The following is a 20063-nucleotide window of genomic DNA, read 5'->3' on the forward strand; positions in this document are numbered from 1 at the left end:
GCCATGCTGCTGCGAACTCTCGGCACAGCAGCGGGCGGCGGCGTCCCCCAGTGGAACTGCGCGTGCCCCGGCTGCACCGGGGCACGCGCCCACCCCGGGTGGCGCAGGCGGCACGACTGCCTCGCCGTCCTGGGGGCCGCTCCCGGCTCCTGGGTCCTCGTCAACGCCACCCCCGACATCGCCGACCAGCTCCAGGACCAGGACGAACTGCGCCCCGGCGCCGGCGAGGACCGCACACCCATCGTCCGGATCGTGCTCACCGACGCCGAACTCGACCACACACTGGGCCTGTTCAGGCTGCGCGAGGCCCGGCACCTGGAGATCACCGCGACCGCGCCGGTCCGCCGGGCACTGACCGAACGGCTGCGCCTCGACGAGGTGCTGGGTCCGTACACGACCCTCACCTGGCGCGAACTGCCGCTCGCCGGCGAAGGCACCGTCGACCTCGCCGGGATCGAGGTCGACGCCCTCCCCCTGTCCGCCAAACGCCCTCGCTACGCCGCCGGGGAACCGCCCGAGGCGGGCTGGTCCGTCGCCGTGCGGCTGCGCGACCCGGCGACCGGCGGCACCGCCCTGTACGCGCCCGCCCTGGCCGAGTGGAGCGAGAGCTTCGAGAACGCCGTCACCGGTGTCGACTGCGCGTTCGTCGACGGCACCTTCTGGGACGACGAGGAGCCCCGCAGCACCGGGATCTCCACCCGCACCGCCACCGGCATGGGACACCTGCCCGTCAGCGGTCCCGACGGCACCGCCGACCGGCTGGCCAAGACCGGCACCCGCTGCTTCTACACCCATCTCAACAACACCAACCCGCTGGTCGATCCGGCCGCCCCGCAGCACGCCCTGCTCGGCGCACCGGCACCGGCCGTGGCCCAGGAAGGGATGGAGGTCTCTCTGTGACCGCCGAATCGACCGCACCGGCCACCGCACCGGCCACTGCACCTTGCGTCCAACGGCCCGCAGCCCGCGACCGCGACGAGTTCGAGAAGCGGCTGCGCGACCTCGCCCGGCGCCGCTACCACGACCGCCACCCCTTCAACATCCGCATGCACCAAGGCGAGTTGACGCCCGACGAGCTGCGCACGTGGGTCGCCAACCGCTACCACTACCAGCGCAACATCCCCGTGAAGGACGCCCTGATCCTCGCCAAACTGCCGGGCCCCGCCGAGCGCCGGTCGTGGGTGCGCCGCATCCAGGACCACGACGGCGCCGCCGACGGGGAGGGAGGCATCGAGCGCTGGCTGCTCCTCGGCGAGGCGGTCGGGCTGAGCCGGGCCGAACTGGACTCCGGGGAGCGGGTGTTGCCCGGGGTCCGGTTCGCCGTCGAGGGGTACGTCACCTTCTGCCGGCTCCGCTCCCCGCTGGAGGCGGTCGCCTCCTCGCTGACGGAACTGTGCGCCCCGGACATCATGGTGACCAGGCTGGACACGTTCCCTCGGTACTACCCCTGGATCGACGACAGCGGGCTCGCCTACTTCCGCAGCCGCGTTCCCCAGGGCACCAGGGACGGACAGGAGGCGCTCGCCTGGGTGCTCGACTGGGCGCGCACACCCGAGGACCAGGACCGGGCACTGGACGCGCTCTCCTTCAAGTGCGACGTGCTGTGGTCCCTCCTGGACAGCGTGCAGCACGCCGCCGCACCGGGCGCGGGGCGATGACCGTGCCCGTCGCCGACGACTGGCGACCGCGGCTGTCGCCCGGCCTCGTCCTGCGGCACGACAGGGCCCGCGAGACCGACGTCCTCCTCATGCCCGAGCGGATCGTCGTGCTGCACGGGCAGGCGTCCACCGTGCTGGAACTCTGCGACGGCACCCGCACCGTCCCCGACATCGTCGCCGTCCTCGCCGCCCGCTTCCCCCGGGCACCCGTGGGCGACGACGTCGGTGTCTTCCTCGAACGCACCCGCAAGGAAGGCTGGACACGGTGACCCCACCCCCGCCGTGGGCCCTGCTCGCCGAGCTCACCCACGCCTGCCCGCTGCACTGCGGCTACTGCTCCAATCCTCTGGAACTCGCCCGCAAGTCAACCGAGTTGACCGCCGCGGAGTGGGCGGACGTGTTCCGGCAGGCAGCCGGTCTCGGCATCCTGCACACCCACCTCTCCGGTGGCGAACCGCTGTTGCGGACCGACCTGGAGGACATCGTCGCGGCAGCCGAACAGGCAGGTGTCTACACCCAGTTGGTGACCAGCGGAGTCGGCCTGGACCAGGCCCGGCTGGCGCGGCTGGTGGACGCGGGACTGCGCAGTGTGCAGCTCTCGGTGCAGCACTCCGACGCCACCGCCTCCGACCGGATCGCCGGCCGCACCGCCTCCTTCCGCGCGAAGGAGAACGCCGCCGGCCTGGTCCGTGACGCAGGGCTGCCCCTGGGGGTCAACGTCGTCCTGCACCGGCTCAACCTCGACGCGGTCAACGACCTCGTCCAACTCGCCCTGGACTGGGGCGCAGACCGCATCGAACTGGCCAACACCCAGTTCTACGGCTGGGGTCTGCTCAACCGCGACGCCCTGATGCCCACCCGCGACCAGGTGGAGGAGGCGTCGAAGACCGTCGACGCCTGGCGCAGCCGTCTCGACGGCGCCATGGAGATCGTCTGGGTGGTGCCCGACTACTTCGACGGGAGGCCCAAGCCGTGCATGGGCGGCTGGGGCGCGGTCTCCCTGACGGTGACCCCCGACGGCACGGTCCTGCCCTGCCCCGCCTCCGCCGACCTGCCCGGCCTCGCGCCGGACAACGTGCGCGAGCACGGGCTGCGGTGGATCTGGGAGGAGTCCCACAGCTTCAACCTCTACCGCGGCACGGCATGGATGCCGTCGCCCTGCCGCACCTGCGACCTGCGCGACACCGACTTCGGAGGATGCCGCTGCCAGGCCTTCGCCCTCACCGGCGACGCCGCCCGCACCGACCCGGCCTGCGCCCTGTCGCCGGACCACCACAAGATCCTCGAACAGGCCGAGGGCCCCCGGAATCCTGGTCTCCCCGTCATCGCCCGGCGCCCCGGAGCCTCACGTGCGGTCCTGCTCGCGCAGAGGGCGCCGTCCGTGCCGTGAGCGTCTGTTCACGGCTGGGACGCCGAGGAGATCAGCATCCTGGTGCGGCGGGCCGGGGGCAGCCGGCCGGCGACGGGATGCCCGCCGCGCCACCGGGCATCCGGGCATCCGGACTTCCCGGCGGCACCGCGCCGGCACGCCGCCTGTCCCGAACCGGCCCTGTCAGACCGGACGTTCACCCGCAGGGGCTGCTGGCGCGATGCCCAGGCGCGTGCGCGGTCACTTCTCCGCGAGGCGACTCGGCACCCTCTTCGGGGTTGTCGCCAGATAGGCGATGACCATGTCCCCCAGCATGTCCCGGTAGTGGTCGCGTCGTTCCGGGGCGGTCATGTCGCGGCTGAAGAGGGCGGCGAACGTGTCCCGATTGGCGACCCGGAAGAAGCAGAAGGAACTGATCACGGCGTGCAGGTCCATCGCGTCGATGTCCGCCGTGAACAGGCCTTCGGCGCGGCCGGCGGCGAGAATGCGGTCGATGACGTCGAGCACCGGGGAGCCGATCCGGGCGAGTTCGCCCGACGCCGCGATGTGCTCCGCGCCGTGGATGTTCTCGATGCTGACCAGGCGGATGAAGTCCGGGTGCCGCTCGTGGTGGTCGAAGGTGAGCTCCGCGAGCCGGCGGATAGCGGACACCGGGTCCAGACCGTCCACGTCGAGCCGCTGTTCGGCCTCGCGGATGACGGCATACGCACGTTCCAGCACGGCGGTGAACAGGCGTTCCTTGCTGCCGAAGTAGTAGTAGATCATCCGCTTCGTGGTGCGGGTGAGCGCGGCGATCTCGTCGACCCGGGCCCCGTCGTACCCGACGCGCGCGAACTCCCGGGTGGCGACGTCGAGGATCTCGGTCCGCGTGCGGGAGGCGTCACGCAGGCGCTCGCTCGACCGGTCCGGTTCTTCGGCGCTGGTCATCGGGTTTTCCTCCGGGGTCGGGAGCCTGTGCCGGTGATTCTAGAAGTGCCCGCGCGGGCCGGGAGTCGACGCGGTTGCTTCCCCCTGGGGCGTCCAGGTGTTATGAGTAACGTACTGGTTCGTACATTGTGCTTTCCGGGAGGCGCCGGTGTCCAAGGATTCGTTTCTGGTGGGACTGATCGGCGCCGGTGTCGGCCCGTCCCTCAGTCCGGCCCTGCACGAACGCGAGGCCGACCGGCAGGGACTGCGCTGCCTCTACCGGCTCATCGACATCGACCGCCTCGGGGTCGGCCCCGAGGCGGTCGGCGAACTGCTGCGCGCGGCACGGGACGTGGGGTACGACGGCCTCAACATCACCCACCCCTGCAAGCGGCACGCCGTCGAGCACATGGACGCACTCGACGAACACGCCGAGGCCGTCGGGGCGGTGAACACCGTGGTCTTCCAGGACGGGCGGGCGATCGGCCACAACACCGACATCACCGGCTTCGCCGCCGCGTTCACCCGCGGGTTGCCCCACGTCCCGACGAACCACGTCGTGCAGCTCGGCGCGGGAGGAGCGGGCGCCGCCGTCGCGTACGCGCTGCTCACGCTCGGCGCCGGCCGGTTGACCCTGGTCGACGCCGTTCCCGGAGCGGCGACAGCTCTCGCGGACAGGCTGAACGCGTACCGCGGTGACGACCGGATCTCCACCGCCTCCCCCGGCGACCTGCCCGCCCTGCTCGCGCACGCCGACGGACTGGTACACGCCACACCCACCGGGATGGCCGCCCACCCCGGGCTGCCCCTGCCTGCCGAACTGCTCACGCCCCGGCTCTGGGTCGCCGAGGTGGTCTACCGCCCCCTGGAGACCGAACTCCTGCGTATGGCACGGAAGTTGGGGTGCACAACGCTCGACGGGGGTGGCATGGCGGTGTTCCAGGCCGTGGACGCCTTCGCGTTGTTCACCGGGCGACGACCCGACGCCGAACGGATGCTCGCGGACATGCCCGGCCTGGTCGCGGCCCCGCAGCCGGACCTGTAGAGAACCGAAGCGGAAGAGAGGTAACGACGTTGCGCACGTCCATCGCCACCGTGTGTCTCAGCGGCTCCCTGACCGAGAAGCTCGACGCGGCGGCCCGCGCCGGTTTCGACGGCGTCGAGATCTTCGAGAACGACCTGCTCACCAGCGCCCTCAGCCCCGAGGAGGTCCGCGACCGGTGCGCCGACCTGGGGCTGTCCGTCGACCTGTACCAGCCGGTCCGCGACACCGAGGCACTGCCCGAGGAGGAGTTCGGCCACGCCCTGCGCAGGGTGCGGCACAAGTTCGCGCTGTCACGCCGGCTCGGCGCCGACACCGTCCTGCTGTGTTCGAGCACCGCTCCCTCGGCGGTGGACGACGACGACCTCGCCGCCGCGCAGCTCAGCAGGATCGCCGACGCCGCGGCCGACTTCGGCGTCCGTGTCGCCTACGAAGCACTCGCGTGGGGGCGGCACGTCAACACCTACGACCACGCGTGGGACATCGTCCGCTCGGCCGGCCATCCCGCTCTCGGGCTGTGCCTGGACAGCTTCCACATCCTCGCCCGCGACAGCGACCCCAAGGGCATCGAGGACGTACCCGGCGAGAAGATCTTCTTCCTCCAGCTCGCCGACGCCCCGCTCCCCGCGATGGACGTCCTGCAGTGGAGCCGCCACCACCGCTGCTTCCCCGGCCAGGGCGGCTTCGACGTCCCGCGGTTCCTGCGCCACGTGCTGCGCGCCGGCTACGACGGGCCACTGTCGCTGGAGGTGTTCAACGACGTCCTGCGGCAGGCGGACGCCGTGCCGGCGGCCGTCGACGCGCGCCGTTCCCTGCTGGTGCTTCAAGAGGCCGTGGGCGTGGGCGAGTTGCCGGCGGCCGTGGTGCCCACCGGGGTGGCCTTCGCGGAGGTCGTCACCCCCGACGCGGCTCCCGTCGCCAGGACCCTGCGCGCACTCGGCTTCGCTCGCACCGCTCGCCACCACCGCAAGCCGGTCGATCTCTGGGAGCAGGGGGCCGCACGCGTCCTCGTCAACACCGAGGGCGCGGAACGCCGTTCGGGTGCGCGACTCGCCGCGATCGGACTTGAGTCCCCCGATCCCACGGGCGCGGCCCGACGCGCCGAGGCACTGCTCGCACCCGTCCTCCCCCGCCGCCGGGACCCCGCCGACGTCGCACTCGACGCGGTGTCCGCGCCGGACGGCACGGAGCTCTTCTTCTGCGCCACCGGACGGGCCGGACTCGCGGACTGGCGTGACGACTTCCAGGACGTCCCCCGCGGCGCCGACGCGAGCACCGCCGGCGAAGCCGCGGACCCGGAGGGCGCGGGCGCCTCCGTCGACCACCTCGCGCTCACCCAGCCCTGGCACCAGTTCGACGAGGCGGTCCTCTTCCACCGCACCGTTCTCGGGCTGCACGCGCGACAGAGCGTCGACGTCGCGGACCCCTACGGCCTGCTCCGCAGCCGCGCTGTGTCCGCCCCCGACGGCCGCGTCCGCATCGCGCTGACGGTGGGGGCGGCACCCGTGGACGACACGGTGCACGCCCAGCACATCGCGGTCGCCACGGACGACGTGATCGCCGCGGCCCGCAGGTACCTGGCCCGGGGCGGACGGCTGCTGACGATCCCGGGGAACTACTACGACGACCTCGCCGCCCGCTTCGACCTCGCGGACGACGTCCTGGCCCTCTACCGCGAACTCGGCATCCTCTACGACCGTGACGCTCACGGCGACTTCCTGCACTGCTACACCGAGACCGTCGGCGGCCTGTTCTTCGAACTGCTCCAGCGGGACGGATACGAGGGCTACGGCGCCCCCAACGCCCCGGTCCGCCTGGCCGCCCAGCACGCCGCCCGGCCCGTCGGCTGACCCGGCCCCGGGATCGGCCGATGCCCCCTGCGGTCCGCGAGCGCCGACGCCGCTGCCGCTGCCGTCACCGCCGAGAGCAGCGGGGGGCGGGCGGCGGGCGAGTGGGGCCGCGGCCGGAAGCACCGAATCCCCCCGCCGGCATGTTCGCCGACGGCCCGGCCGGGCCCGGGGACGTCCGGAACCGTACGCGGCACAGGCGACAAGACCTCGCTCGCCCTTCGCTCCGCGAAGCCCCGCCCGCCGCCCCGCTGCCCGCGGCTCAGTCGAGGGCGAAGTGGCACGCCGCCTGCCGACCCGTGGCGTCCGTGCGCAGCGCCGGGCGTTCGGTGCGGCACCTGTCCTGGGCCAGCGGGCACCTCGAGTGGAAGGTGCAACCGCTCGGCAGGTCGATCGGGTTGGGCACGTCGCCGGTGAGCACGATGCGCTCGCGGGCGGGCGTCTGCGCGGCGGTGCCGTCGTCGATCTCGGGTACCGCCGAGAGCAGCGCCCGGGTGTAGGGGTGGGCCGGGTTGCCGTAGACCTCCTCGGCGGGGCCGAGTTCGACGATGCGGCCCAGGTACATCACGGCGATGCGGTCCGACACGTGCCGGACGACGCCCAGGTCGTGGGCGACGAAGACGTACGTCAGGCCCAGTTCCTCCTGGAGGTCGGCGAAGAGGTTGAGCACCTGTGCCTGGATCGAGACGTCGAGCGCGGAGACCGGTTCGTCGGCGACGACCAACCGGGGTTCCAGGGCCAGGGCGCGGGCGATGCCCACCCGCTGGCGCATGCCGCCGGAGAACTCGTGCGGGTAGCGCTCGGCCTGTTCGGCGGTCAGTCCCACCTTGTCGAGGAGGTCGGCCACCTTCGCGCGTATCTCGGCCCGTGTTCCGCGCCGGTGCACCCGCAGCGGTTCGGCGACGATCTCGCCGACGGTGCGGCGCGGGTTGAGGGACGTGTACGGGTCCTGGAACACCATCTGCAGGCCCGGCCGCACCGGCCGCAGCCGGCGCCGGGACAGCGTGGTGATGTCCTCGCCCTCGAAGTCCACGCGGCCGGAACTGACGTCGGTCAGGCGCACCAGGCAGCGGCCGAGCGTCGACTTGCCGCACCCCGACTCACCGACCACGCCGAGGGTTTCGCCCCTGCGCACGTCGAGCGAGACGCCGTCGACCGCGTGGACGACCGGGCCGCCACGGCCGGTCAGCCCGCCGCGCACGGGGAAGTTCTTGACGACGTCGGTCGCCTTCAGCAGTACGTCCGCGGTCATGCCGGGACCTCCGGGGTGGTGAGCCAGCAGGCGGAGCGGTGTCCGTCGCCGGTGAGCGGTGGGCGTGCGGCGCAGGCGTCGTGGCGCGCGGCGCAACGGGGAGCGAAGGCGCAGCCCGGGGAGCGGTCGGAGGAGGCGACGGGTGAGCCCGGGATGGCGGGCAGGCGGCGCAGCCGCTCACCGCCGATCCGCGGTACGGACCCGAGCAGGCCGCGGGTGTACGGGTGACGCGGGGTGTGGAAGACCTCCTGGCGGGTGCCGGACTCCACCGCCCGGCCGCCGTACATGACGAGCACGCGGTCGGCGATCTCGGAGACCACTCCCATGTCGTGGGTGATCATCACGATCGACGAGCCGTGCGTGTCGCGCAGACGGAGCATCAGGTCGAGGATCTGCGCCTGTGTGGTGACGTCGAGGGCGGTGGTGGGCTCGTCGGCGATCAGCAGCGCCGGGTCGCAGGCCAGCGCCATGGCGATGACCGCGCGCTGGCGCATGCCGCCGGAGAACTCGTGCGGGTAGGCGTCGACCCGGCGGGCCGGGTCGGGGATGCCGACCTCGCCGAGCAGGTCGACCGCGCGGGCGCGGGCGGCCTTCCTGCCGAGCTGTTCGTGGGCGCGGATCTGTTCGGCGATGTGCCAGCCGACGGTGTAGACGGGGGTCAGCGAGGTCATCGGGTCCTGGAAGATCATGGCGATCTCCCGGCCCCGCAGGCCGCGCAGTTCACGGTCCGGCATGCCGATGAGTTCGCGGCCCCGGAACCGGGCGCTGCCGGTGACGGTGGCGCCCTTGTCGCGGATCAGGCCGAGCAGTCCCATGGAGGACACGCTCTTGCCGGAGCCCGACTCGCCGACGACGCCGAGCACCTGGCCGGGCAGGACGCTGTACGACAGTCCGTCGACCGCGGTCGAGGGACCGGAGCGGCCGTGGAAGGAGACCTTCAGGTCGGTCACTTCGAGCAGGGGTTCAGGCATGACGCACCCTCGGGTCGAGCCGGGCGTAGAACAGGTCGACGACGGCGTTGGCCAGGACGACGAAGAACGCGGCGTACATGACGGTGCCCATGATCACGGGCAGGTCCAGGTTCTGCAGCGCCCCGTAGGTGAGGTGGCCGACGCCGGGGATGCCGAAGACGACCTCGGTGAGCAGGCCCGCGCCGCCGACCAGTGCCCCGAAGTCGAGCCCGAACAGGGACACGAGCGGGACGAGGGAGCAGCGCAGGGCGTGCCGGAGGAGGATGCGGCGTTCGGAGATGCCCTTGGCGCGGGCGGTGCGCACGTAGTCCTCGCGCATCGCGCCGATCAGTTCGCCGCGCAGCATCCGGGCGTAGATGCCGGCGTACAGCACGGCCAGGCACAGCCAGGGGAAGAGCAGGTGCAGGAACCACTGCCAGGGATTCTCGGTCAGCGGTACGTAGCCCAGGGGCGGCACCCAGTGGAAGACGGTCTCGTGCATCCGGGACTGGGTGAAGAGGTTGGTGACCTCGCCGAGCCAGTACACCGGCATGGAGACGCCGAGCACCCCGAGCAGCATGATCACCGGGTCCGCGGCCCTGCCGCGCCAGGCGGCGGCCGCGGTGCCCATGGCGATGCCGGCCACCATCCAGATGACGGCGGCGCCGACGACGAGCGAGAGCGTGGCGGGCAGGGCGTCGGTGATCTGCGGGACGACGCGGCTGCCGCGGTTGACGAACGAGGTGAGGTCCCGGTCCACGAAGAGGTGGTCCATCATCTTCACGTACTGGGTGGTGAGCGGGGCGTCGAACCCGAAGGAGTGGCGGACCTGTTCGAGGGTGGCCGGGTCGGCGTTCTTGCCGGCGATGCGGGCCGCCGGGTCGACGCCCGGGGTGGCGAAGAAGATCAGGAAGACCAGGACACTGATCGCCCACAGGACGAAGACGGCGGCGCCGGTGCGGCGCAGGGCGTAACCGAGCATCAGACACTCCCCCGCACACGGGCGTTGGGGTCGAGGGCGTCACGGACGCCGTCGCCGAGGATGTTGAGGGCGACGGCGGTCGCGGCGATGAGCAGGCCCGGGGCGACGGTGACCGCGGGGCGGGTGTAGAGGAGTCCGAGGCCGTCGTTGATGATCGTTCCCCAGCTCGCGTCGGGCGACTGCACGCCCACGGAGAGGAAGGACAGCGCCGACTCGGTCAGCATGTTGAGGGCGGTCATCATCGGCAGGAAGACGATGAGGGTGGGCAGCACGTTGGGGAGCACCTCGCGCCGCATGATCCGCCAGTCGCCCGCGCCCGTTCCGATGGACGCGTGGACGAACTCCCTCTCGCGCAGCGCCATCACCTGGCCGCGCAGCGGACGCGCCACGTAGGGCACGTAGATCACCGCGATGATCAGGACCGGCATGGACATGCTGCCCGCGTCCAGGTGGAGGGGGCCGATGTCCAGGCCGCCGGTCATCAGGACGACGGAGAGGCAGATGGCGAGGAGGTAGACGGGCAAGGCCCACACCACGTCGAAGAGCCGGGAGAGCACCGCGTCGGCCCAGCCGCCGAAGTAGCCGGCGGCGATGCCGAGGACGGCGGCGAGCAGGCAGCACACGGCCGCGGAGGCCAGTCCGATGGCGAGGCTGTTGCGCCCGCCGTACAGGAGCCGGGACATCACGTCGCGGCCCTGGTTGTCGGCGCCGAGGAAATAGTGGCGGAGGTCCCACGTCGGGCCCAGCGGGGTGACGCCGAGGCCGAGGCCGTCCGTGCTCTGCTGCAGCAGGTCGGTGGTGCGGCCGTCGACCTCGGTGGTGCCGGAGATGTTCGAGGTGAACGGGTCGACGTGCGCCACGTGGTGGGCGTACAGGGGAGCGGCGAGACAGGCGAGCACGATGATCACGAAGGCCGCCGCGGCGATCATCGCGGGTCTGTTGCGGATCAGCTGGCGTCCCGCCGTGCGCCAGGGCCCGTTCTTGGAGGAGGTCATTTCACCCAGAGCTGGTCGATGAGCATGAAGAACTGCTTGTGGAACTGGTAGTTGCCGACGCGCCGGGACAGGAAGTCCACCTGGCGCGGGGCGAAGAGCGGGACGACCGGCGCCTGGCTCATGGCCTGCCGGTCCGCCTGTCCCCACAGCGCGGCGGCGGCCTCGGGATCGCTCTGGTCGAGCTCCATGGCGCGCTTCATGGTGGCGTCGAGCTTCTTGTCGCAGTAGCCGCCGATGTTGATGCTGGAGTCACTGCCCTTGTGGAAGGAGGCACAGGAGAGCAGCACGTTGAGGAAGTCGGACGCGGCCGGGTAGTCCTGGTACCACTGCGTGACGCTGATCTGGACGTTGTTGTCGGTGTTCTGGATGTAGCTGAACTGGATGTTCGCCGAGAGCACCTTCAGGCCGGCCCGGTAACCGATCTGCTGAAGGACACTGCGGACGTACTCGCCCATCGACTTGGCCGTGTCGTCGTCGGCGACGACGACGGAGACCTTCTGCCCGGCGGTGCCGGACTCCTTCACCAACTGCTTCGCCCTGGCAAGGTCGTTGCCCTTCCACGTGGTCGCGGCGGGCACGGTGTAGTCGCAGAAGTCGGTGTGTCCGGGGAAGCCCTCGGGCAGCACGGTGCAGGCGGGGCGGCCGAGGGCGTTGCCGCCGAAGAGCCGGGTGGCGGCGGAGCGGTCGACGGCCCAGTTGACGGCCTGACGGGCCTTCAGGTTGTTGAACGGTGCGATGTTCACGTTCAGCGGCAGGTACCAGAACGCGTTCAGTGAGTTGACGTGGACCTGGTTGACGAAGCGGGTGCCCAGCTCGTTGAGGCGGTCGGCGGGCGGTGGGTCCCACACGACGTCGGCGGCCCCGTTCTCGACCGCGGTCACCGCGCCCTCGACGGTCGTCCCGTACTTGTAGACGATCTTGTCGGGGTACCCCTGCGGCTGGGCGGCGTGCGACCACTCCTCGAACTGCGGGTTGCGCCGCAGGACCAGTTCCTTGTTCGGGTCGTAGGAGGAGATGACGTACGGGCCGGTACCCGGGATCGGCTTGTTGCCCTGGTCCTTGGCGGGTGTGGCGGCGGGCAGCACCACCGCGTGCGGCACGGCGAGTTTCATCGGGAACTCGGAGTCCGCCCGGGTCAGCCGGATGGTGATCTTCCGGTCGTGGGCGGTGACACCGGGCAGGGTGCACGCGGCGGGCTCGGCCAGGCACGCGTCGGCGCCGACGATGTACTGGTAGAACGTGCCGGCGGTGGGTCCGGAGGCGCGGAAGACGCGCCGGAAGGAGGCCACGACGTCCTTGGCCGTCACCTCGGCTCCGGAGGAGAAGCGGATGCCTTCGCGGAGCGTGAAGGTGTAGGTCCGGCCGTCGTCGGAGACCTCGGGCATGGCCTCGGCGAGGTCCGGCACCAGCTCCGTCGACTTCTCCCCGCCGACCTGACGGAACGCCAGCAGCCCGTCGTAGACGGTGTGCAGCATCTGCCAGGGCTGGTTGTCGTAGCTGATGTGCGGGTCGACGGTGCCCGCGGCGGACTTGGACAGGATCGTGAGGGTGCCGCCCGCGTGCTGCGGCTGGAACGTGGTGGGCGGCGGGCTCTGCGACGCGGTCGTCCCCGGCACGGGGTAGCCCCCGGAGGAGCAGCCGCTCAGGGCAAGCGTCAGCAGCGCGACGACGACGGCGAAGGGTCGGCGCAACGGAATCGGATCTCCCCTCGGAAGCATCGCCGCGTGGGACGGGCGATGAACGGTGAGGGGATTCTCAATGGCCAAATGGTTCGACCACAAGACCTTTCTTTTTCGGCGTCGACTCAGTACGGTGATCCGACTCGCCCGTCTCCGAGGAGCCCACCCTGACCAGCGAAGCCGTACCCGCCCTGAGCCCCGTCCGACTGCGGACCGTCGCCGAGGAGGTCGCCGACCGCCTGACCACCGCCATCGCGATCGGCGAGTTCCTGCCCGGCAGCAGACTCCCCGCCGAACGCGACATGGCCGTGATGCTCGGCGTGAGCCGGGGCGCGGTACGCGAGGCGCTCGGGCGACTGGACGCGCTCGGCATCGTCGAGATCCGACGCGGCCGGGCGGGCGGTGCCTTCGTCCGCGACAGCTGGACGCAGGGCACGGCCGAGGCCGTCCGCCGCACCCTGCTGCCCCGCTGGAGCGAACTGGAGGAACTGCTCGACCTGTGCGGCCTGATGGAGGGCACCGTGGCCCGCGCCGCCGCCGAACGCCGCACGGACGCCGACCTCGTGGCACTGCGCGAGGCCCTGGACGCCTTCCGGGAGGCCGCCTCCGAGGCCGAGGAGCAGAGCGCGGACACCGCCTTCCACACCGCGTTGCGCCAGGCCGCGGGCAACCCCCGGCTCGCCGCGCTCTGCCTGGAACTCGGCGGCCACGCGGCGATCGGCTTCCCCCACTACCCGTGGGGGGTGGCCGACGAGGAGTCCACCGCGCGGGCGGTGCGCGAGCACGAGGCCATCCTCCGGGCCGTGGAGGCCGGCGACGCGGAGCGGGCCGGGACCGTGGCCCGCGAACACTTCAGCATCACCGTGGACATCATCCGCGATGCCCTCCAGCGGGGGCTCGACTCCTGAACTCCTGACGCTGGTACGGCGTTTGCCCGACGAGGCGTCGACCGGGAGGCGGGCCGCACACGCCCCGGCCGCCTCCCGGACTCCGGGAACGAGCACCACGCCGAGAGTCGAGACCGGACCCTCCCGTCCCATCACGTCCGTCCCGTCCGCGAACCGACTCCGAGCCTCAACCCCCGTGCCCAGCAGGCCCCGCAACCCGCGAGAGCCTCAACTCCCCCGCCCCGCGCCCTGTGCGAGGCACCGCGCGCGCGGCCCACCGAACTCCCGGGACACCGGCCGCCGAGCACCCGATCGACATCGCAGCCTCAACTCCCTTACCCCGCCGGGCTCATGGACGGCCCAACCTCACCTCCCCATCAACCGCACCACTCCCCAGTAGCCGCACCACTCCCCAGCACCCGCACCTTCTGAGAACCCGAGGCACGAAGCAGTGGACGTCTTCCTCTCCTCCCAGCCCGCCACCGAGATCGACGCCGACGCCGTCGTCGTTCCGGTTCACGAGGACGCGCCGGCCCCCGACTGGGCGGCCAAGGCGCTCGCCTCGGCCCGTTTCACCGGCGAGGCGGGCACCGACCTGCTCGTCCCCGGACTCGCCGACCGGCCGGTCCTCTTCATCGGCCTCGGCCCGGTGGCCGACAGCACCCCCGACACCCTGCGCCGCGCCGCCGCCCGCGCGGTGCGCCGCCTGGCCGCCTTCCCGCGTGTCGCCCTCGGGCTGGCGGCGGGGCACCCCGACGGCGTGGCCGCCGCCGCTGCCGTCGCCGAGGGCGCCGTCCTCGGCAACTACCGGTACGACGGACTCCGCCCGCCGAAGCCCGTCGTGGCGTCGGTGACCGTCACCGGACCCGCCGCCGCCGAACAGGCAGTGCGCACGGCGGCGATCACGGCCGAGGCGGTGAACTGGGCGCGCGACCTCGGCAACACCCCTGCCGGCCGGCTCACCCCGGCCGTCCTCGCCGAACGGGCCGCCGCCGGTGCGCTCGAACACGGCCTGGAGGTCAGGGTCCTGGCCGAGGAGGAACTGCGGGCCGGCGGGTACGGCGGCATCCTCGGCGTCGGCGGCGGCAGCGGCAACCCGCCCCGGCTGATAGAGGTCCGGTACGCGGGCACCAACGGCCGGACCGTTGGACTCGTCGGCAAGGGCATCACCTTCGACGCCGGCGGCCTCGGCATCAAGAGTGGTCACGGCATGGCCGAGATGCGCTACGACATGTGCGGCGGCGCCACCGTCCTCGCCACCGCGATCGCCGCGGCCCGCCTGGGCCTGCCCACCGGGGTCGTCGCCGTCGTACCGGCCGCCGAGAACCTCCCCAGCGGCACCGCGTACAAGCCCGGCGACGTCCTGGAACACCGGGGCGGCAAGACCAGCGAGATCACCGACACCGACGCCGAGGGCCGGGTGGTGATGGCGGACGCCCTCGCCCACGTCGTGGAACTCGGCCCGGAAGCGGTCATCGACGTCGCGACGCTGACGTACGCCGTGATGTACGCCCTCGGGGACGAGATCACCGGCGTCCTGGGCAGCGACCCTTCCCTTGTCGCCTCGGTCGTGGCGGCCGGCGCGGAATGCGGCGAGCCCATGTGGGAACTGCCGCTGTTCCGCGGCTACTTCAAGAACATCGAGTCGACCGTCGCGACCGTCCGCAACGACGGCGGCAGCGAGCACGCCGACGCCATCCACGCGGCACTGTTCCTGGAGGAGTTCACCGGCGGCCTGCCGTGGGCCCACCTCGACATCGCCGGTACGGGATTCCAAACCGAGGGCGGCGATCTCCACCCGGCCGGCGCGACCGGTGTCGCCATACGAACCCTGCTGCGGCTGCTCGCGAACCACTGAGCGCGCCGCGGGGCGGGGCCGGGACCGGGGCCCGGTCGTGCGGCCCGCCCCGCTCCCGGAGGTTGCCCGGCGGGCGACGTGACGGACACCCATCGCGACAACCACGGGTCAGGACGGAAGAATTCGGCGGTGACCAATCTGATCAACATGAGCGAACGCGAGTACTTCGCCCAGTTCGCAAAGCGCACCGGCATGTTCATCGGCAGCACGTCCCTCACCGGCGCGACCGCCTTCATGACGGGCTACGACGAAGCGGCCCAACGCTATGGCGGGCCGGGCCTTACCGGCTGGCGCGAGTGGCTCATGGCGAACCACCAGGTCGGCACCAACCTCGTCTGGGAAGCTCAGGTCCGCCAAGTGGCCCTGCCTGCCGCCCAGCAGGGCTACAGGAACCTGACGCCGGAGGAGGAGGCGCACGTTCTCAAGGTGCTCTTCGAACTGCTCGACAGGTTCCTGGCCGAACGGGAGGGCACCGCCCCGGAGCAGTGACAGCCCCTGCCTCGTCGCCCAACCGCTGCACCGACCGGGATCGAGCCACCGCCGTCCAATGTCGGATCGGTCGATATCAGCGGAGCTCGATCCCGTCGCCTCCATGTGGACGCGGGAAGACTCCTCGGGTGTCAGCCGGGTGTCGTCGGCCGCGACCGCTACCAGGACGAATTCCTGCGCGGACGTGCCGAGGTAGGGCCGACGGAAGCTGCTCGCGTCGCCCGGGAGGTCGAAGCCGGCCCACTCCGCAGGCCAGCTCGTCATCCGCCGTGCTCGGTCAAAGTGCCCTGGTGGAAATACAGTTGCCAGCCCGTCTCCGCCAGCCGCCACAAGGAGCTGCGCCACGCCCGACGGCCCTGATTGTCAGCGAGATACGTAAGGTGAACAACACCAGAGGCAAGGACGACTCCGCACACGTCACTGACCTCGACCGGGGACTCCACGGACACCGCGCCGCCACTCGTCACCGCAAGGATTGATTCCACGCCCCATCGGCGCCCAGAAACCCCGAACTCGGTGAACTCCGGGTGCAGGAGTTCCAGAACACGGGCCGGGTCGGCCCGCACTTCGGGATCGAGCAACCGCATCTCTCCCTCGACAGCCGCCCGCACCGCCTGCGCTGTTTGCCCTGCCCGCACACACCCGTCGTCCGCCATGCCGGAACCCTACGAAGACGACAGCCTCGGCAACAGCGAATTGTTCCCCAGCCGCGACAGCGAACTCGACGGCTCCGCCAAAACCGGATTCCAGCTCGAAAGGGCCCACCTGCTGCTGCGCCAGGACCGGAGGGCCAAGGACGTCCCGCCGCGGAACTCCTCTTCTTCTGTGCCACCGTGCGGTGGCACAGAAGAAGAAGGGGCGGCCCTGGTCAGATGTCGGCGAGCGCGTTGTTGTACTGCTCGTCGGTGACGGGCTCCAGCCAGGTCGTGCCGTCGCCACCCGTGCCGTCGCCGACCACGAGGGCGATGTGCGCCATGAAGGTGGTGTCGGTGGCGCCGTGCCAATGCTCTTCACCGGCCGGGCACTTGAGGGTCTCGCCGGCGCTGATGCGCGCGACGCTGCCGTCGCGGGTGCCGACCATGCCGACGCCGTCGGTGACGTAGAGGACCTGGCCGAGCGCGTGGGAGTGCCAGTTGGTGCGGGCGCCGGGGGTGAAGCGGACCAGGCCGGCCGCGAGGTGGGCCGGCTCGGTGGGGGCCTCGATCATGTTGAGGTAGACATCGCCGGTGAAGCGCTCGGTGGGGCCCTTCGCGGTGGGGGTGGAGGTGATGTGTTCCATGGCTCTGTTCCTTGATCGTGTGGGGGTGGCGCGCCGGGACGTTGAGCGGTCAGGCGTCGTCGTGGGCGAGGTCGGCGCCCAACTCACGGGAGGCGTCGGCCTGTTCGAGCAGAGTCCTGGCCTTGGCGGCGACCGCGTCGATGGCGTCGGAGCCGGCGACGAAGCGGGTCGGCGGCTGTTGCAGGCCGGACAGGGTCAGCAGGGCCGCGGCGAGCTTGGCCGGGTCGCCGGTCTGCTGCCCGTTCATGGCCTGCCACTGCTTCTTGGTGGCGGCGGTGCGCTCGGCGTAGTCGGCGATCGACAGCTCCGCCCAGGTGGTGGAGGCGTCCACCAGCAGTTCGGTGCGGAAGAAGCCCGGCTCGACGAGAGTGGTGCGGATGTTGTACGGCTCGACGTCGTAACGGAGGGACTCCATGAAGCCCTCCACGCCGAACTTCGCCGCGGCGTAGGCGACGCAGAACTCCTGGCCGACGACTCCGGCGAGGGAGGAGACGGTCATGACGTGGCCGTCGCGCTGGGCCCGCATGACGGGAAGCACGGCACGGGTGACGTTCATCGGGCCGAACAGGTTCGTCTCGATCTGCGCGCGCATCTGCGCGTCGGAGATCTCCTCGAAGTAGCCGGCGTAGAAGTTGGCGGCATTGTTGATCAGCACGTCGATGCGGCCGAAGCGCTCGACGGCAGTCTGGACGGCGCTCTGCGCGGCAGCCGGGTCGGTGATGTCCAGGGCGGTGGCCAGCAGGTTGTCCTGCTCGCCGCCGAGGGCTTCGAGGACGTGCTCGGGACGTCGCCCGGTGGCCACCACGTGGTGGCCGGCTGCGAGGGCCTGACGGGCGAGATCCGTGCCGAGACCGCGTCCGGCGCCGGTGATCAGGAAGACCTTGCTCACGAAGGGGAACTCCGTTCGAGTGGGGTTGAGGGGGGAAGGGTTCAGCCGGCGTTGCGGTCGTCGGCGATCTTCTTGAGCTGGGTGATCGCGGTCATGGCGTTGGGCCAGCCCGCGTAGAAGGCGAGGTGGGTGATGGCCTCGGACAGCTCTTCGAGGCTCAGGCCGTTGTCCAGGGCCACGCCCAGGTGGTAGCCGAGTTGCTCGGAGCGGTAGAGGGCGGCCAGCGCACTCACGGTGATCAGGCTGCGGTCCCGCGGGGACAACCCGGGACGCTCCCAGACGTCGGCGAACAGGACGTTGTTCGTGACCTCGACGAGCTTCGGCGCGATGGCGGCGAGCTCCTGCGGGGCGGACTGCTTGGGCATGCGACGACTCCTGGAACAAACGGGATGAATCCGTACAGGCCACTCTCCGACAGCGGCGGCCTTCCGGGCGGCTTCCGCGCCGCGGACCGGGCCGGTGCCGCAGGCCGCGATCGCCGCCGATATCGAGGAAAACGCAGATCAAGTGGGCTGGGGAGGGTCTGGCCTGCCAGGTACTGACAGGGCCCCCCAACCGTGCGTAGACCGGCTTAGCCTGGAAGGCGTGAGCACCGAGAGCGACATCCGCGCCTTCCTGGCCTCCCGCCGTGCCAAGATCACCCCGCAGCAGGCCGGACTGCCCGCCTACGGCGGCAACCGGCGCGTGCCGGGGCTGCGCCGCGAGGAAGTCGCCCTGCTCGCCGGCGTCAGCATCGACTACTACGTCCGCCTGGAGCGCGGCCACATCGCCGGTGCCTCGGAAGAGGTCCTCGACGCCGTCGCGAACGCTCTCCAGCTCGACGATGCCGAGCGCGCCCACCTCTACGACCTGGCCCGTGCCGCCGCCAAGCGCCCCCACCGCACCAGACGCCCCCGCGGACCGCTCCCCGACAGCGTCCTGCGCGTCCTGGAGTCCATGACCGATTCACCGGCCTTCATCCGCAACGGCCGACTCGACATCCTCGCCGCCAACCACCTCGGCCGGGCCCTGTACGCCCCGCTGTACGCGGGCGACGCCCCGCACCCGGTCAACATCGCCCGCTACCAGTTCCTGCACCCCGCGGGCCGCGACTTCTTCCCCGACTGGGAGAAGTCCTTGAACACCACCGTGTCCCTGCTGCGTACCGAAGCCGGTCGCGCACCTCACGACAGCGACCTGACCGGTCTCATCGGCGAACTCGTCACCCGCAGCGAGGAGTTCCGTACCGCCTGGGCCAAACACGACGTGCGCCTGCACCACACCGGTCGCAAACCGTTCCGCCACCCTGCCGTCGGCGAGATCACTCTCGACTTCGACGCCATGGAGCTGCCGGCCCAGCCCGGCCTCACCCTCACCGCGTACACCGCCGCGCCCGGCACCCCCGACCACGATGCCCTGCGGCTCCTCGCCAGCTGGGCCGCCACCGAGAGCGACCGGTCGACCGTCGGCCCGGACTCCGACGACCGGCAGCATCGGTGACCCTGGTCCCGCGGTCCGTCAACTCCCCATCCGCAGACCCGATTTCCTGACCGGAAGGGTGGAAGGGCGGCGGTGGCACTTCCCGACCTCGGCCTGGCGTCGGGCCCGACGCCAGGCCGAGAACACCCGCAGGCACGACGACCACGCGGCACTCCGAACGCGGTGGCACCCGTCTCCGCCGTCGTATCGGCGCTACGGGGTAGGCGCTGCGCATGAGACGTTGGTGGAGGTGGGTGGGTGCTTCGGTCGTCCTGGGCATCGTGGCGGGCAGCGTCCTTACCCTGCTGCGGGACAGGTCGTGGGGATCGGAGCTGCTGTATCGCTGCCTGTGCTTCTCACTGTCCTTCCTGGTCGTCCGGCCGGTGACGCAGTTCGCGCGGCGCCGGGCCGAGCAGCGGGACGCGCAGCACATGCGGGACATCGAGAGGGCGCGACGCGGTCGGCACGAGACCAGGGCGGGTCAACAGCCGCCCCCGTAGGGCGCATTGACTGCGAGCGAACA

21 protein-coding genes are annotated in these 20063 nt (G+C 71.4%); 11 read left to right on the plus strand and 10 right to left on the minus strand.

Annotated features, from left to right (window positions below):
- Nucleotides 1–3: 3 nt before the first annotated feature.
- From pqqB to pqqE, 4 genes are read left to right on the plus strand one after another with little or no spacing between them, the layout of a single operon-like run.
- Nucleotides 4–900, plus strand: coding sequence for a pyrroloquinoline quinone biosynthesis protein PqqB (gene pqqB, locus ACFZA0_RS25720; RefSeq protein ID WP_391021113.1), 897 nt, complete (start codon nt 4–6; stop codon nt 898–900).
- Nucleotides 897–1658, plus strand: coding sequence for a pyrroloquinoline-quinone synthase PqqC (gene pqqC / locus ACFZA0_RS25725; RefSeq protein WP_391021115.1), 762 nt, complete (start codon nt 897–899; stop codon nt 1656–1658). The genes pqqB and pqqC overlap by 4 nt, the downstream gene beginning before the upstream one ends.
- Complete coding sequence (gene pqqD / locus ACFZA0_RS25730) at nt 1655–1927, plus strand: pyrroloquinoline quinone biosynthesis peptide chaperone PqqD (RefSeq protein WP_391021117.1); 273 nt, start codon at nt 1655–1657, stop codon at nt 1925–1927. Before pqqC ends, pqqD begins: the two co-directional genes overlap by 4 nt.
- Entirely contained in the window at nt 1924–3048 is a 1125-nt protein-coding gene (pqqE, locus tag ACFZA0_RS25735) for a pyrroloquinoline quinone biosynthesis protein PqqE (protein WP_391021119.1), read from the plus strand. The genes pqqD and pqqE overlap by 4 nt, the downstream gene beginning before the upstream one ends.
- 219 nt (nt 3049–3267) lie before the next feature.
- On the opposite strand, the gene ACFZA0_RS25740 is transcribed toward pqqE, so the two are convergent.
- The gene (locus tag ACFZA0_RS25740; protein ID WP_391021121.1) at nt 3268–3954 is read right to left on the minus strand and encodes a TetR family transcriptional regulator; all 687 of its coding nucleotides are present in this window, start codon (nt 3952–3954) and stop codon (nt 3268–3270) included.
- Between the two features lie 148 nt (nt 3955–4102).
- Between ACFZA0_RS25740 and ACFZA0_RS25745 the strand changes: the two genes are divergently transcribed.
- Nucleotides 4103–4978 carry a shikimate dehydrogenase gene (locus ACFZA0_RS25745; RefSeq protein WP_391021123.1) on the plus strand — a complete coding sequence of 292 codons (876 nt, stop codon included), beginning with the start codon at nt 4103–4105 and terminating at the stop codon, nt 4976–4978.
- A 29-nt stretch (nt 4979–5007) separates the two neighbouring features.
- Complete coding sequence (locus ACFZA0_RS25750; protein WP_391021125.1) at nt 5008–6825, plus strand: TIM barrel protein; 1818 nt, start codon at nt 5008–5010, stop codon at nt 6823–6825.
- Nucleotides 6826–7084: 259 nt separating this feature from the next.
- Here ACFZA0_RS25750 and ACFZA0_RS25755 read toward each other — a convergent pair whose 3' ends face one another.
- Genes ACFZA0_RS25755 through ACFZA0_RS25775 form a run of 5 tightly spaced genes read right to left on the minus strand, consistent with a single transcriptional unit; the run spans nt 7085 to nt 12692 of the window.
- Nucleotides 7085–8074, minus strand: coding sequence for a dipeptide ABC transporter ATP-binding protein (locus ACFZA0_RS25755; protein ID WP_391021127.1), 990 nt, complete (start codon nt 8072–8074; stop codon nt 7085–7087).
- The gene (locus tag ACFZA0_RS25760; RefSeq protein WP_391021129.1) at nt 8071–9045 is read right to left on the minus strand and encodes an oligopeptide/dipeptide ABC transporter ATP-binding protein; all 975 of its coding nucleotides are present in this window, start codon (nt 9043–9045) and stop codon (nt 8071–8073) included. Before ACFZA0_RS25760 ends, ACFZA0_RS25755 begins: the two co-directional genes overlap by 4 nt.
- Nucleotides 9038–10006 (minus strand): ABC transporter permease subunit, encoded by a 969-nt coding sequence (locus tag ACFZA0_RS25765; protein WP_391021131.1) that lies wholly within the window; start codon nt 10004–10006, stop codon nt 9038–9040. Before ACFZA0_RS25765 ends, ACFZA0_RS25760 begins: the two co-directional genes overlap by 8 nt.
- Complete coding sequence (locus ACFZA0_RS25770; RefSeq protein WP_391021133.1) at nt 10006–11001, minus strand: ABC transporter permease subunit; 996 nt, start codon at nt 10999–11001, stop codon at nt 10006–10008. Before ACFZA0_RS25770 ends, ACFZA0_RS25765 begins: the two co-directional genes overlap by 1 nt.
- Entirely contained in the window at nt 10998–12692 is a 1695-nt protein-coding gene (locus ACFZA0_RS25775; RefSeq protein ID WP_391021135.1) for an ABC transporter substrate-binding protein, read from the minus strand. Before ACFZA0_RS25775 ends, ACFZA0_RS25770 begins: the two co-directional genes overlap by 4 nt.
- 194 nt (nt 12693–12886) lie before the next feature.
- On the opposite strand from ACFZA0_RS25775, the gene ACFZA0_RS25780 reads away from it, so the two are divergent.
- The 3 genes from ACFZA0_RS25780 to ACFZA0_RS25790 all read left to right on the plus strand — a co-directional run bounded on the left by ACFZA0_RS25780 (nt 12887) and on the right by ACFZA0_RS25790 (nt 15914).
- Nucleotides 12887–13588, plus strand: coding sequence for an FCD domain-containing protein (locus ACFZA0_RS25780; protein ID WP_391021376.1), 702 nt, complete (start codon nt 12887–12889; stop codon nt 13586–13588).
- 430 nt (nt 13589–14018) lie between these two features.
- A complete protein-coding gene (locus tag ACFZA0_RS25785) occupies nt 14019–15425 on the plus strand; it encodes a leucyl aminopeptidase (RefSeq protein WP_391021137.1) in 1407 nt (468 codons plus the stop codon).
- 129 nt (nt 15426–15554) lie between these two features.
- Entirely contained in the window at nt 15555–15914 is a 360-nt protein-coding gene (locus ACFZA0_RS25790) for a hypothetical protein (RefSeq protein WP_391021139.1), read from the plus strand.
- A gap of 260 nt (nt 15915–16174) precedes the next feature.
- Here ACFZA0_RS25790 and ACFZA0_RS25795 read toward each other — a convergent pair whose 3' ends face one another.
- The 4 genes from ACFZA0_RS25795 to ACFZA0_RS25810 all read right to left on the minus strand — a co-directional run bounded on the left by ACFZA0_RS25795 (nt 16175) and on the right by ACFZA0_RS25810 (nt 18447).
- Nucleotides 16175–16570, minus strand: coding sequence for a DUF4440 domain-containing protein (locus ACFZA0_RS25795; RefSeq protein WP_391021140.1), 396 nt, complete (start codon nt 16568–16570; stop codon nt 16175–16177).
- A gap of 212 nt (nt 16571–16782) precedes the next feature.
- Entirely contained in the window at nt 16783–17193 is a 411-nt protein-coding gene (locus ACFZA0_RS25800) for a cupin domain-containing protein (RefSeq protein ID WP_391021142.1), read from the minus strand.
- Nucleotides 17194–17242: 49 nt separating this feature from the next.
- Entirely contained in the window at nt 17243–18082 is an 840-nt protein-coding gene (locus ACFZA0_RS25805; RefSeq protein WP_391021144.1) for an SDR family NAD(P)-dependent oxidoreductase, read from the minus strand.
- A 41-nt stretch (nt 18083–18123) separates the two neighbouring features.
- Entirely contained in the window at nt 18124–18447 is a 324-nt protein-coding gene (locus ACFZA0_RS25810) for a carboxymuconolactone decarboxylase family protein (protein ID WP_391021146.1), read from the minus strand.
- A 220-nt stretch (nt 18448–18667) separates the two neighbouring features.
- Between ACFZA0_RS25810 and ACFZA0_RS25815 the strand changes: the two genes are divergently transcribed.
- Together ACFZA0_RS25815 and ACFZA0_RS25820 are read left to right on the plus strand one after the other, a co-directional pair.
- The gene (locus tag ACFZA0_RS25815; protein WP_391021148.1) at nt 18668–19561 is read left to right on the plus strand and encodes a helix-turn-helix domain-containing protein; all 894 of its coding nucleotides are present in this window, start codon (nt 18668–18670) and stop codon (nt 19559–19561) included.
- Between the two features lie 233 nt (nt 19562–19794).
- Nucleotides 19795–20040 carry a hypothetical protein gene (locus tag ACFZA0_RS25820; protein ID WP_391021150.1) on the plus strand — a complete coding sequence of 82 codons (246 nt, stop codon included), beginning with the start codon at nt 19795–19797 and terminating at the stop codon, nt 20038–20040.
- Nucleotides 20041–20063 lie beyond the last annotated feature (23 nt).

The sequence above is a fragment of the Streptomyces sp. NPDC008150 genome (genome assembly GCF_042956945.1).
In the GTDB taxonomy this organism is placed as follows: Bacteria; Actinomycetota; Actinomycetes; order Streptomycetales; family Streptomycetaceae; genus Streptomyces.

What these genes read in the sequence shown, in the direction of transcription:
- pqqB (WP_391021113.1), top strand. Translation starts at nt 4, where the DNA reads ATGCTGCTGCGAACTCTCGGCACAGCAGCGGGCGGCGGCGTCCCCCAG.
- pqqD (WP_391021117.1), top strand. Translation starts at nt 1,655, where the DNA reads ATGACCGTGCCCGTCGCCGACGACTGGCGACCGCGGCTGTCGCCCGGC.
- ACFZA0_RS25740 (WP_391021121.1), bottom strand. Translation starts at nt 3,954, where the DNA reads ATGACCAGCGCCGAAGAACCGGACCGGTCGAGCGAGCGCCTGCGTGAC.
- ACFZA0_RS25755 (WP_391021127.1), bottom strand. Translation starts at nt 8,074, where the DNA reads ATGACCGCGGACGTACTGCTGAAGGCGACCGACGTCGTCAAGAACTTC.
- ACFZA0_RS25760 (WP_391021129.1), bottom strand. Translation starts at nt 9,045, where the DNA reads ATGCCTGAACCCCTGCTCGAAGTGACCGACCTGAAGGTCTCCTTCCAC.
- ACFZA0_RS25765 (WP_391021131.1), bottom strand. Translation starts at nt 10,006, where the DNA reads ATGCTCGGTTACGCCCTGCGCCGCACCGGCGCCGCCGTCTTCGTCCTG.
- ACFZA0_RS25770 (WP_391021133.1), bottom strand. Translation starts at nt 11,001, where the DNA reads ATGACCTCCTCCAAGAACGGGCCCTGGCGCACGGCGGGACGCCAGCTG.
- ACFZA0_RS25795 (WP_391021140.1), bottom strand. Translation starts at nt 16,570, where the DNA reads ATGGCGGACGACGGGTGTGTGCGGGCAGGGCAAACAGCGCAGGCGGTG.
- ACFZA0_RS25800 (WP_391021142.1), bottom strand. Translation starts at nt 17,193, where the DNA reads ATGGAACACATCACCTCCACCCCCACCGCGAAGGGCCCCACCGAGCGC.
- ACFZA0_RS25810 (WP_391021146.1), bottom strand. Translation starts at nt 18,447, where the DNA reads ATGCCCAAGCAGTCCGCCCCGCAGGAGCTCGCCGCCATCGCGCCGAAG.